We start from the raw sequence: 12,937 nt of genomic DNA, 5'->3' as shown, positions 1-12,937 counted from the left end.
GAACGGTATTTGAAGTGGCTGAGGGTTAGCTCAATCCAACGGTAACATTCGTCCTTGGAGTCCCAGCCGGGCTCCAGACAGTCTGCTTGTGAAAGGAGGCTTCTTACATCCTCCAGGGTTTTGATGAAATGGGTGTTCATGATGATTTTCATATCCTCATCATGAACGACAGTGCTGAAGTCGGCTCATTTCATGTTAGAAACCAGCCCCTTCTTCAGGCTCATTTCATATTGGAAGAGACTATTGGGACAGACTACTCAGTTTTTGAACTATAGTGGACTTGGTCTGGCAGGTCGGATTATCGATCCAAGAGGAATTGTCACGGATCTCGAGTATCACCCCAGAGGTTGGTTATTATCATCTACGGTTCAGCATCCCAAGGGAAAAACGACCCGAAATATTGTTACCTCATACGACTACGATGAAATTGGACAGGTCACTCGGATTAACCTGCCTGACCAAAGTTATTTGGACTTTGAGTACGATGATGCCCGGCGCCTGGTCTTAGTCATTAACAATCGTGGCCAACGAATTGAGTATCACTATGACGCAGAGGGAAATCAGGTCAGTGTAACTGTCAGAGATAGCCAAAATTCTATCGTTCGCAGTAGCTCTAGGACTTTCGACGAAATGAGTCGTTTATTAGAGCAAATACGTGGGGATGGGACTATCTCAGCATCCTATCAATACGATCTAAACAGTAACCCAACAGTACTGACTGACGGTAAGGGTAATCAAACAGTCCAGACATTTGATGCTCTCAATCGACTGAAACAGCAGGTCAGTCCCGACAATTCCTCAGTTGATCAAGCCTATAACGCCCAAAACCAGTTGACGGCGGTAACAGATCAGCGAAGCTTGAAGACAGAGTACAAATACAGTTCGTTCGGTAACATGAAAATCATCAACAGTCCTGATGCAGGATTGAGGCAGTTTGATTACGACGCTGCCGGTAACATGATCCAGAAAACAGATGCCAAAGGTGTGGTGAGCCAATACCGTTACGATGCCTTGAACCGGCTAATAGATATTAGCTATCCAAACCAGCCTGAGTTAAATGTCAGGTATGGTTATGATGAGACCAGGAAAGGAGTTGGCCGCTTAACCCGCATTGAGGATGTTACGGGTGTTCAGGCTCTACGCTATAACTTCAAAGGAGACATGACCCAACAGCAATACACTATTGGTGGCAAAACTTATTTATTGAAGTATGCCTATAACCGTATCGGACAGGTGAGGTCGATTACTTACCCTAGCGAACGCAGGGCCCTGTTTCGTTACGATGATCTGGGACAAGTATCGAAAGTGATTTGGGCTTCTGTCAAAAAAGAAGAACATCAAACTCGCATTAAGCTAGCAAAGAGACTGGAATACAAACCGTTTGGCCCTTTAACAAAAATGACACTCCACAATGGTCTGAAGCAGACTCGAATCTACGACTCGGATTATCGTCTGACCCGGCTGACCTTGGGACAGGGTGACAATGTCTTAATGGATCTTGGCTATGACTTTGACCTTAACGGCAACATCACCCAGATCAACGATCATCAAGACAGTAATCAAAGCCAGACTCTGGCTTACGACAAACTGGATCGACTGGATACCGCCAGTGGAGCTTACGGTGATCAGGACTACGACTATGATCCGGTGGGAAACCGGACCCAGAAAGTCAGCGGCATTGATACCCAGACCCTGAACTACGCCAGCGACAGTAACCGTCTTCTGAGCACTAGCAGTATTAGCTACCAGTACGATACTAACGGTAACATCATCCAGAAAACCGAAGGCCAGAAACAGCTGAACTTCGAGTACAGCCACAACAATCGTTTGACCAAAGTCACCCAACAGATTTCAGGTGAAGCAGCCATCACTCTGGCGGAGTATGTATACAACGCCCAGGGACAACGGGTCAAAAAGATCGTCAGCGGAAACACGACGGTGTACCTATACAGCTCGGAAGGTCAATTACTGGCAGAGATCGACCAAAGCACAGGCAAGGTAACCCGTGAATATGTCTACCTCTACGGTGCGCCCCTAGCATATATCGAAGCACAGGACAGTGGTGACCAGATTTATAGCATTCATAACGATCACCTGAATACACCCCAACTGTTAACCAACACTAATAGCCAGACTGTCTGGAGCAACACCGACACCCCCTTTGGCCTGCCCAGCCTGAATGAAGATGTGGACGGTGACGGAAACACTACAACCTTCAACCTGCGTTTTGCAGGGCAGTATTTTGATGTTGAAACCCAGTTGCACCAGAACTATTTTAGAGACTATGATCCCAGTAGTGGACGGTACATGCAGGCTGATTCCCGAGGAGTGTTACTAGACTTCAGTGACCCTCAAAGGGTTTTAACTGCAAGGCTTGGAGTGCCTATTCATATAAGTGATGGAGATAGACTTAACCATCTTTATGGCTATGCACTTCAAAACCCCTTAAGATTCAATGATCCAACAGGCGAGTTTGGCGTTGGGGCTTTGATTCCACCTGTTGCTGTAGGGGTGGGGTTTTATTGCTACTTTAAAGGACTGGAATCCTGTACAGAAAAATATCCAAATCATAAAAAATTAGACCATCCAGATCGGGCATTACACATACAATGTACTGCCAGTGTTACAGAAGTAATAGCGCGTGGAATGGGAATGAGTAGTGATCCGATTGGTACAGCGACTGGTGTAGTAGGAGAGTCTGCTGCGTGTTTAAATAAAAAACAATGTCAATGATTATGAATACTTTGGTAGCTGTAAATATCAATCTAGTTGTGGCGATTGTATGGGTAATTGGGACTTCAATTTTTCCATATATCTTATCGATGGATTTGTCACAAAATACAGTTTTTGACTATTTGGCAAGCGATTGGAAGCAATTCGGATTGAATACGCTTTTATCGGTATTCTCCCCGTTACTATTCTCTTTAATGATTACAATTCTACTTATATTGGCTCTTTTAAAATATGAAAGGCTAGTTTACATCGGAGTCATAACAACCTTCTTACTTATGTTAGTCTTTGTTCTGATTGTTAGCTACTTAGTACAGGTTCCTGTAATCACTTTAGCACTTTTACCACTGGGGTATAGCTGTTATTACTTAACAAGGGGCACATCAGTGTAGGGATATAAAAATGCAATTTGTTTGTGTTGGTTTTGATGTGAGGGTTTGGCCTTGGAATGGGCCATTTAATGTAGATGATACTGGATGGGAACAAAGTGATAGAATTTATGAAAACTTAAAATTAGATTTAAATCTCGATGAGAATGAGTATCAGCTTTTGAAGGTTGATAGTGAAACATTGCTCCATAGGGTTTCAGATTATATTAATAAAAGCTCAGAATGTGATCTGGTAGCTATCGAACTTCCTGTAGAAATCGTAAAGTTATATGATGCACAACATGGATATATGAGCAGTCAAACTAAACTGGATTTAGCTCAGTTCAAATCCCTTGGCTTTGATGTTTGTGATTTTAATGGTTTTTTTTCGATTTTACACAATAGCTACTTTTCGGAGCGATCAGGAAAATTGTTTTCGAATTCCAGTTTATTAAGTGCTTTAGAATGTTCACAAGTGGCCAATGTTATAGATCCTCAACATTCCCCATTTGTGGTGGCAAGGGTTTCTAGTCTAAAAAGCTGTAATATACTTGGCTAATTTTTATCTGAAGGGATAGCTCCTAGAACTCTCGCAAAAAACGAAGCATTCCGCACTGTCTCCACCGCCTGATCAGCAGGCGGTGCTTCCATCATCTCAGTCAGCTTCTGCCTGAACGTCTCAACATCCCCCGGTCTCTTCCATATAGCTGAGCAACTGCTCAATTCTCCGCCCATACATCTCTTGACACTTCGAGTCTAGGAGTTCTACCGCATCGACAAGTGCTTGCGTATCAGCCGTTTGAAACTAGCAAAATAAGTCTATTATTTGGTTTTCTTAATGCTGGAGTAACTTTATGGCTCCCCAGATTCACTCAGAGATGATGGTTAGGATTTCTGAATTCAAAACCAATCCCATGAACGTTGTAGAGAGAGCTAAAGGCCTTCCGTTTGCGGTGATCAACGGGGAAAAGGCGGTATTTTACTGTGTGCCTGCCAAAACATTTGAAGCCATGATGGATTACATTGAGGATATGGAGCTGCGGGGATACGCTCAAGACAGAGAAGCTGAAGAGTCAGTGCCGGTTTCTCTTGATAACATTTGAGTCTGGACTGGATTATTATAGGCCGCCACTATCCAGCGGCCTATAGGGTATCAAGTGGTTAAACTTAACTCAGACTCTTTAGCTCTCCATCTCTGAAACCAGCTTTTAAGATCATGCCCTGCGCCGATCAGGCAGGGGATAATGCCCAGAGTGATGAACGTAGCGAAAAGAATCCCGAAGCCCAGGGAGATTGCCATGGGGATGATCATCTGAGCTTCTCTGGAAGTTTCGAAAATCATTGGAGCCAGTCCGCCAAAGGTGGTCAGTGTCGTCAGGATGATGGGTCTGAACCTTCGGGTGGCTGCCTGAGTGATGGCTTCTCTCCAGTCTTTCCCTTCTGCTCTGTGCTTGTTGTAGGTAGTCAATAGCATGAGGCTGTCGTTCACTACGACACCGCAAAGAGCAATGACTCCCAGGAAACTGATCATGCTCAGGGTATAGCCCAGCATCATATGCCCCAGGAATGCACCTACTAACCCAAATGGAATCGCGGCCATGACCAGTAATGGTTGCGTGAAGCTCTGGAATGGAATCGCCAGCAGGGCATAGATCAGAAGCATAGCCAGCAAGCTCGACTTCAGCAGCGCACTCATACTCTCTGCAGCTCGTTTCTGGTCGCCCCCCAGATCAATCTGCAGTCCCGGGTACTGAGCCTCCAGGTGCTCAAATACATTCTTTTGCAGAGAGCTGATAATTTGTGGTGTTGAGCCTCTGGGGTTGACTTCAGCGGTGATATCAACGGTTCTGCTGCCATCACGTCGGGTAACGCTAGAAGGAGCAATGCTGTTTTCAATTGTGGCCACACGGGTCAGGGGAACGTAGCTGCCATCCGAAGTGCGGATCATCATGTTGAGCAGATCGGCCTCACTTTGCCTCAGTTCTTCACTCAGCTGAACCTTCACAGATACTTCATTTCTACCTTCCTGCTGTTTGATGGCGGTGACTCCGAACAAGGCGCTGCGAAGTTGTCGTGAAATATCCTCCGCCGTTAATCCCAGGGCCATACCCTCTTGGCTGATACGGATATCAAGTTGAGGATTGCCGCTGGAAAAACTGCTGGAAATATCGGCGACACCTGCAAATTGACCCAGTTGCTGGGAGAGTGTTTCGCTGGCTTGTCGCAGGACTTCTGTATCGGTATGGCTCAGCTCAACGGTCAATGCAGGATCACCGCCAGGGCCATGACCAGAGGTGTTGTAGCTGATACTGAGGAGTCCGGGCAGCTCACCATTCGCTTCTCGCCAGAGGTTGGCAACTTCACTGGTGCTGATAGGGCGAACGTCAGGCGCAGTCAGGTTCAGAGATACTTCAATAACATCGTTTTCGATCATGGAAGCAAAGCCACTGACCAGTGCCTCGCCACCATTTTCTTCGGCCACTTTTTTAGCACCGGTCTCAATGGTTGTCAGAGTATCCCTGATTTTGCTCTCCGGGCTGCCATAGGGAAGAGTTGCTGTGACTCTGACAAAGTTGGCATCCGTTCTGGGCATCAGATAGAAACCCAACCGGCCACTGGCCTGCCATGCCCCCACCAATACGACAATGGCCAGAGCAATGGACAGTGAAAGGTATTTACGATCAAGAACTCGGCCCAGCAAGGGCTGATATTTCGTATTAATAAAAGACTTTAGTCTTTTATCTACACGTTGCTGAACGCTGTCCATCCATTGGCCTGCTTTTCCCTTGGGCTTGTTTTTACTCTGACCGAGGTGAGCAGGAAGGATAAACAGGGCTTCAATCCAGGAAATAGCAAAGACGCTGATCACCACTAAAGGTGTAGCCTGTTGCAGTTTCCCCAGCATGCCCGGCAGTGTGAGAATCGGGAGGAAGGCGATCATGTTGGTCAGGATACTGAAGGTCAGTGGAACCGCTACATCCTTTGCACCAAGAATCGCAGCTTTGGAAAAGCTCATCCCTTCCTGGCGACGGTGATAAATATTTTCTCCGGCAATAATGGCATCGTCCACCACTATGCCCAGGGCAATAATAAAGGCAAACATGGAGACGATGTTGATGGATACATCCATGCCCGGCAATAGCAGCATTGCGCCCAGGAATGAAGTGGGAATACCCATGGTTACCCAGAACGCCAGACGATATTCCAGGAAAATGCTTAGAAGAATCAGTACCAGCAGAAGCCCCAGAAAGGCATTCTTCAACAACAGGTTCATCTGGTTTTTAAAGTTCAGGGAGTCATCGTCAGTGATATCAATGCTCACCCCGGGCGGTAAATCGGCCTGAATTTCAGGCAAGAGGTTCCTGACCGTATCCGACACCCCCATTGGGGTTTGGTCACCAATTCGGTACACCGTCAGTCCAGCGGCCAGTTGGCCGTTATATCTTGCTTCCATGCCATCGTCGTCCAAACCATTGGTCAGGCTGGCAATATCACTCAGTTTCAGAGTGTTACCACTGGACAGGGTTTTAACCGGGATATCGCGGAAGGCATCGGCCTGCTCTCGACGTTCCTGCACACGGACGCTAATGTCACCACCAGTAGCGGTAATCTCACCGGAAGTCTGATCAAATGCGTGTTTACTGATGGCCTCTGAAACTTCATCCAGAGTCAGTCCATAACGCTGCAATTGATCCTGATCAATACTGATCTGAACTTCATGGGCAGGCTCCAGATCAAGTTCTACCTGGGTTAAACCCGGGTCCAGCAGCAAACTGTCTCGAACATGTTCTGCAACGGTTCTCAGTACCTGCTTATCAACATCGCCGTAGATCATCATTTCCATGACGTCACGTTTCCGGCTTTGCAGAGAGATCTGAGGCTTTTCAGATTCTTCTGGAAGCGTGGTGAGCCGGTTTACAGCCTGATCAATTTCCTGAAGCAGTTGATTGGCATCAAACCCTTCAATGACGCTGACCGAGATATTGGCTTCCCCGGAGGCCGAAGTGGAATTGATCTCATCAATGCCTTCAATGCCCCGAATAGCATTTTCAACGGGTAGCACTATACCCAGGTCAATCTCTTCGGGTGTGGCGCCTGAATAACTGACGATGACCTGAACCCGATCAAGATTAAACTCGGGCATGATTTCCTTTTTGATGCCCCAGGTGACAAACAGGCCGCCAATAATCAGGAACAACATCAACAGGTTAGGGGTGACCTTGTCACGGGCCATCCAGGCAATAGCGCCTTTTTTATCGTTCAAGGTAGGCTGACTCATGGCTTTCTTTTCGCTCATGGCTGTTTACCTGCTACCAGAGGTTTTTCTGCGGTTCGCAGGGGTAAGCCGTTGACGGGCGTCGTGAGTGATGAACTGACCAGTTGATCCCCGTCATTTAAGCCTGACAGAAGAATGGCTTTGTCTGAATCTCGATAAACAGGCATCAGTGTTCGGATTTCGAGTGTGTCATCCTGGCTTAGCACCCAGACCTGATCGCTGTTTCTGATCAGTTCATCAGGAATGACAATGGCATCGTTGACTTTCTTGCCCGTGATTTCGGCGCGAAGCAGATCATTGACCAGAATGGGTGGTTTGCCCTGATTTACGTCCAGCCGAGCCAGAGGGTCTTTGATCTCAATGATGACTTTAGCCATGCGTGACCCGTCGTTTAGCTCGGGTGAAACAGAGATCAGTTCACCCTGACGGCTGTCTTTACCCCATTGTGGACTGGTAATCTCAACGGCACTGCCCTTATGATCTTCGTTGGCGAACTCAAGCCATTTCAGCTGTTCAACGGGAATCTCCAGCTCTATCCAGAAACTGTTCGTAGAGATCAGTTCCATCATTGCTGTACTGGTAGTGATTTGACTGCCTGGGTAAACCGTATTGCTGATGATCTGGCCATTGAAAGGGGCTTTGATTTGAGTACGGCTTAAATTCAATTCAGCCTGATCCAGGTTGGCCTGAGCTTGATTCAGTGTGGCTTTTGCTGCTTCCAGTTGAGGCTGACGGAGAACCAGAGCTTCTTCCTCGGGGGACAGTTTGTTGCCGGTCAGTTCGTATTCCTGTCGGGCAATGTTCTGTTGTCCCTGCTCCAGCTTCAGCTCCGACATAGCCTGGGCTACAGTTGCCTGTTGTTCCCGAACCAGTATTTGATACTCATCCTGATCCAGAGCGACAAGCAGGTCACCTTCTCTAACACTGGAGCCAGGCCGCAATCCTTTCAGGATATTCTCCACCTGCCCATTCACTTCAGGATAAAGTGTGACGATCTGACTGGGGATAACAGTGCCGAGGCCGCTGACACGGATATTGACGGCTTGCTGTTCTACAGTGATGGTGTCGACCAGACGAGCTTTTTTCTCGGGCTCAGCTCGACTGGCTTTAGGGGAGGTCGCCATCAGCTGCCATGCTGCGGTGCCGGAGATGGCAAGAATCAGCAAAGGCACGGCAAGCTTTTTCAGGTGTTGGGTTGATGGATTCATATTCATATCAGTTATTGACCTGAGCCTTATCTGTTTCTGTGCTGGCGGTGCTGCCCTTGCGGGTGAGTTTTTCTGCGTTCAGATCACCTGCCAGTGACCTGTGTAACTGAATTCGTTCAGCCAACAGGTTGCCTCGGCTAATCAGCTTCTGTTGTTCAAGGTCCAGTCGGCTGTTTTGAGCGGTTAACACTTCAAGAAAGGTACTGTCGCCATTCTGGTAACGAGTCAGTTTGATCTGCTCGGTTTTCAAAGCTAACGACAATTGTTTATTGATGCTCTGCAGCTGTTGCTGTTCCGATTGCTCCTGCGTGAGCGCAGACTCTACTTCCGAGAAGGCTTCCAGAACGGTTTGAGAGTAAGTATTCAGGGATTCGCTCAAGGCTGCTTCCTGACGCTCAACTTCTGCTTTACGCATTCCTCCATCAAACAGTGGCGCTACGATGCCGGCGGCAAGGTTGCTGGCCCAGTCATTCATCAGAGAAGAAAAGTCAGCACTGCTTGATAACAGAGAGGCTGTCAGACTGAGTTGAGGCAAGCGGTCTGCCTCGGCAACAATGAGCTGCTGACTCTGGCTCTGGACATTGAACCAGGCCTGTTTCAGGTCAGGGCGTCGATTCAGCAACTCAGCGGGTAAACCTGTTGAAGGCAGGGGAGACAATTCGGGAGCTTCCGGGATATACAACGCAGGGAGATCTGTAACGCCGGTTAACAGGGCCAGTTGTTGAGTAATCAACTGTTTCTGGCTTTGAGCAGCCAGCTTTTTGGCATTCAGATTTTCCAGTAATTGTTTCTGCTGAAGCAGGTCCTCTGCCTGTGTTTGTCCATAACGGTATCGCAGCTCAATCACTGACAGCTGGTTGGTAAGGTTTTCAATCTGTTGATCGTACAGCTTGATGAGTGACTCCTGGGTCACCAGCTCGTACCAGCTACTGGCCACTTCAGACGACAATGTTATAGCAGCAGTTTCGAGTTCTTCTCGACTGGCCATAAAGTCAAACTCTGCAGACACTTCGCTGGCGGCCAGACGTGACCAGAGATCTATTTCATAGCTCGCCATCAGGCCTATCTGAAACTGATCAACATTTCCGGAAGACTGGTGGGTATGACTGCCGTCGAAGGTGGCTTCAAGACTGGGAACGGTCGATGCGCCTGACTGTTTTGCCACAGCCTCTGCCTGACGCAGCCGATCTGTTGCGGCTTTCAGACTGAAGTTATCTGTCAGAGCTTTGTCTATGAGGCTATTAAGCTGGGGGTCATCGAAACTTTGCCACCAGAGGTTCGATTGCGCTTCTGCACCTGACTGGGAAAAAGTCTCAGGCAATGAAGCTGTTGGTGGTGAAATGCTGTTGTGTGTTGCACAACCTGCCATCAGGAAAATTAAACTTCCCAATGCCAGGTAACGTGGGTATTTCATGGTTGAACAACGAGTAGTTTGAGTCAACCGCTATTGTAGGGAGGTGAAGGCCTGAACCTTTGTCAGGGTTTCAGGAATTTGTCGCAAATTGTATCAGGTCTTCTGATTTCCTATATCTGATTCCTGAGCCCAAGCTGATCAGGGTGTGGATGAAGGTAAGTCTGTTCCTGTATGTATTCGTTGCCATTGTTTTCAATGAAGTGGCGAAGCATGGTCATAGGGGCCACTAATGGAACGATTCCCTGTCGATACTCTTCTACCAGTTTGAGGAACTGGTTTCGCTCTTTGGTGTCCACGCTTTTCTTCACATAACCCAGAATGTGCAGCATGGTATTGGTGTGAGATTTTTTGTTTGCTCTTTTTTTCAGGGTATTCATGAACTCTTCAAAGTACTTGTCCAGAAAGGGTTCCAGGGCCATCTTGCCACCTTCGGCAACGAGTCTTCCCAGTGCTGCATAATCACTGGGGTTGTGAGCCATGATCATGTATTTGTGAATGGTGTGAAAATGAACCACGGCTGCATGGCTGGGGTTCTTGAGCACCTCATTGTGCCAGCGGTGATAGGCATAAACCCGGGTAAAGAAATTTTCTCGCAAAACAGGGTCGTGAAGGCGGCCCTCTTCTTCTATAGGTAGCAATGGTTTGGCTTCTTGCAGGGCTTTGGCATAGGCCCCCGGAGAGCTGATTCCGGAAGGCGAGCCATTCTCATGGTAGACCTTCACCCTTTCCATGCCGCAGCTCGGGGATTTCTGCATCAGGATATAGCCACTGATATCTGTCAATTCTCTGGCTTTCTGGTAGCCGTAATCTGTCAATTGATCAGTAACGTCTATTTCAGGATGGTCGGTTCCCACAACCCGCACCTCTTTGATATCCCCAACCAGACGAATGGGTTCGCGGGGAGTCCCCAGTCCAATAGCCACTTCAGGACAGAAGGGTTCAAAATGAAAGTACTGACTCAGGGTGTTCATACAGAATGAAGAGCGTTTGTGCCCACCATCGTAGCGGACTTTCTGACCCATGAGGCAGGCGCTGATGCCCAGTGTGATGTCTTTTTCAGGTTCTGGAATTGAGACAATAGCCATTCAACACTTCCTTTTTAATCCCTCTACTTTCAATGTAATTGATCTCAGCATGTCTGTTTGGGTTTCACTCAAGAATGCTTCAAGGCTTTGAAAGCGGAGAGTACTTTTTCTCTGGATGATTTGGGGTCGACAATCGCGGTCGGGTAGTCGATTTCATGGATGTTGTGTTGCCAGGGGGCGTGAACCTCCTTGTTACTCAGTTCTCTCAGTTGAGGAAGCCAGTGGCGAATGAACTGGCCATCAGAGTCAAATTTCTCGGACTGGCTGACCGGGTTAAACATACGGAAGTAGGGTGCTGCGTCGGTCCCGGTGCTGGCAGACCATTGCCAGCCACCATTGTTGGCAGAAAGGTCACCGTCAATCAGGTGCCGCATGAAGAAGGCTTCACCCAGTCGCCAGTCAATCATCAGGTTCTTGCTCAGAAACATGGCTGTAACCATTCTCAGGCGGTTGTGCATCCAGCCTGTGTTCACCAGCTGCTTTATGGCGGCATCCACCAGTGGAAATCCGGTTTCACCTGAGCACCAGGCGTTGAATGCTTGTTTGTCATGTGACCAGGGAAGGCGCTCGGTTTCCAGGACAAAAGCTCTGCCTCTGGAGAGCCTGGGGAAACCATGCAGGATATGTTTGTAAAACTCTCGCCAGATGAGCTCACTCATCCAGTACTGCAGACCATCATTGCCAGTATCCATCTCCCCATCATTGGCACACAGCGCGGCATAAAAACACTGTCGCAGGGATATGACGCCCGATACCAGGTAGGGAGATAGAGTGCTTGTGGCATCACTATCTAGGAAGTCCCTGAGCTTTTTGTAGTCTGTGGCATGGGATTCTATAAAGGCTTTAAGTCGCTTACCTGCTTCTTCTTCACCCGCAGGCCATAGGTTTATAAGTCCATCTGCAGGTGTGAACAGGTTTTGGTAATCATCCCGAGCCACTTCTGGAAGTGTTATTGGATTCTGCATCTCAGGGGCAGGCAGCGGCTGCAGCTGTTGGGGGTCAATGGTTCTGTAAAGTGCCTTTTTAAAAGGAGTGAATACCCTGAAAAACTCGCCTTTACCATTGAGCAGTTCACCTGGGGTAATGAGTGTCTGATCAGTGTGGCGCTGACATTGAAGCTGATGCTCAGTGAAAAGTCTTTCAACGGTCTGGTCACGCAGCTCTTCATTAAGACCATGTTCATTGTTGAAGCTGATGCCTTCACATTTCAGCTTTTGAGCCAGGGACAGCAGCTGATCAGCACAATTTTCAAAGCGATCTGCATGAGTGATAACCAATGGAATATTCAGAGCGTTCAGAGAGCTTTCAAGGTGCTCAAGATTCCTCATCCAGAACCAGAGTTTATTTGGACTGTCATTGTGCTCTTGCCATTGATTTGGACACAGGCAGAAAACGGCTATCACTTCATGATCTGAAGCGGCATGGAACAGGGCAGGGTTGTCTTTGACTCTTAAGTCACTTCTGAACCAGACCAGTTTTCTACTCACAAGCTGACCCTTGGGTTTTATTTTGGGATTTTTAAATCCTATACGGTTCCTGACGGGAAATGGATCATGACGAGAAAGTATGAGAAAAATAAATAACTGTAAGTTTTCTAGCTGTGAACAGGCAGTATTTTCCAATCCTGAAATGAGCCTGAAGGCAGGTACTACTACCTAACCCTCGGCTTGTCGCTCATGAACTAATTGAAACAGGATTTCTCTGGCTTGTTGCAGCTTTCTGGCCGCTTCATTATCGGTCATGGCTTCCGCTTTGTCCTTTAGTTGGTCCAGTGTAATCCCTTCTTTCAGGTACTGTTCTGGTTCCTTCAGTGACAGGAACTTTTCGTAAGGGGTCATCATGTTTTCATAGCGGTA

9 protein-coding genes are annotated in these 12,937 nt (G+C 47.7%); 3 read left to right on the top strand and 6 right to left on the bottom strand.

From position 1 onward, the window contains the following. Positions 1–264: 264 nt before the first annotated feature. The 3 genes from WG89_RS19990 to WG89_RS19975 all read left to right on the top strand — a co-directional run bounded on the left by WG89_RS19990 (position 265) and on the right by WG89_RS19975 (position 4,201). Entirely contained in the window at positions 265–2,733 is a 2,469-nt protein-coding gene (locus WG89_RS19990; RefSeq protein WP_062269133.1) for an RHS repeat-associated core domain-containing protein, read from the top strand. Positions 2,734–3,132: 399 nt separating this feature from the next. Continuing rightward, entirely contained in the window at positions 3,133–3,657 is a 525-nt protein-coding gene (locus WG89_RS19985; RefSeq protein ID WP_062269131.1) for a hypothetical protein, read from the top strand. A gap of 295 nt (positions 3,658–3,952) precedes the next feature. Next, positions 3,953–4,201 (top strand): type II toxin-antitoxin system Phd/YefM family antitoxin, encoded by a 249-nt coding sequence (locus WG89_RS19975; RefSeq protein ID WP_062269127.1) that lies wholly within the window; start codon positions 3,953–3,955, stop codon positions 4,199–4,201. 50 nt (positions 4,202–4,251) lie between these two features. On the opposite strand, the gene WG89_RS19970 is transcribed toward WG89_RS19975, so the two are convergent. From WG89_RS19970 to WG89_RS19945, 6 genes are all read right to left on the bottom strand, one after another. Next, positions 4,252–7,395, bottom strand: a complete 3,144-nt coding sequence (locus tag WG89_RS19970) for an efflux RND transporter permease subunit (protein ID WP_062269125.1) — start codon at positions 7,393–7,395, stop codon at positions 4,252–4,254. After that, the gene (locus WG89_RS19965; protein ID WP_062269122.1) at positions 7,392–8,588 is read right to left on the bottom strand and encodes an efflux RND transporter periplasmic adaptor subunit; all 1,197 of its coding nucleotides are present in this window, start codon (positions 8,586–8,588) and stop codon (positions 7,392–7,394) included. The genes WG89_RS19970 and WG89_RS19965 overlap by 4 nt, the downstream gene beginning before the upstream one ends. 1 nt (position 8,589) lies before the next feature. After that, positions 8,590–9,996: an efflux transporter outer membrane subunit gene (locus tag WG89_RS19960; RefSeq protein WP_153301710.1), complete on the bottom strand. Its 1,407-nt coding sequence runs from the start codon at positions 9,994–9,996 to the stop codon at positions 8,590–8,592. A 110-nt stretch (positions 9,997–10,106) separates the two neighbouring features. After that, positions 10,107–11,081 carry a YbgA family protein gene (locus WG89_RS19955; protein ID WP_062269118.1) on the bottom strand — a complete coding sequence of 325 codons (975 nt, stop codon included), beginning with the start codon at positions 11,079–11,081 and terminating at the stop codon, positions 10,107–10,109. Positions 11,082–11,149: 68 nt separating this feature from the next. Then, on the bottom strand, positions 11,150–12,568 hold the full coding sequence (phrB, locus tag WG89_RS19950) for a deoxyribodipyrimidine photo-lyase (protein WP_062269135.1): 1,419 nt from the start codon (positions 12,566–12,568) through the stop codon (positions 11,150–11,152). A gap of 168 nt (positions 12,569–12,736) precedes the next feature. Beyond that, positions 12,737–12,937: hypothetical protein (locus WG89_RS19945; RefSeq protein ID WP_062260213.1), on the bottom strand; the 201-nt coding region annotated here is incomplete at its 5' end.

The sequence above is a fragment of the Endozoicomonas arenosclerae genome, from assembly GCF_001562015.1.
GTDB lineage: Bacteria > Pseudomonadota > Gammaproteobacteria > Pseudomonadales > Endozoicomonadaceae > Endozoicomonas_A > Endozoicomonas_A arenosclerae.
The sequence above is the reverse complement of the archived record's forward strand: the minus strand, read 5'-3'. Positions and strand labels throughout refer to the sequence as shown.

Bases quoted from the DNA above. Each gene is read 5' to 3' on its own strand.
- WG89_RS19985 (WP_062269131.1), top strand. From the start codon at position 3,133: ATGCAATTTGTTTGTGTTGGTTTTGATGTGAGGGTTTGGCCTTGGAAT.
- WG89_RS19975 (WP_062269127.1), top strand. From the start codon at position 3,953: ATGGCTCCCCAGATTCACTCAGAGATGATGGTTAGGATTTCTGAATTC.
- WG89_RS19970 (WP_062269125.1), bottom strand. From the start codon at position 7,395: ATGAGCGAAAAGAAAGCCATGAGTCAGCCTACCTTGAACGATAAAAAA.
- WG89_RS19965 (WP_062269122.1), bottom strand. From the start codon at position 8,588: ATGAATATGAATCCATCAACCCAACACCTGAAAAAGCTTGCCGTGCCT.
- WG89_RS19960 (WP_153301710.1), bottom strand. From the start codon at position 9,996: ATGAAATACCCACGTTACCTGGCATTGGGAAGTTTAATTTTCCTGATG.
- WG89_RS19955 (WP_062269118.1), bottom strand. From the start codon at position 11,081: ATGGCTATTGTCTCAATTCCAGAACCTGAAAAAGACATCACACTGGGC.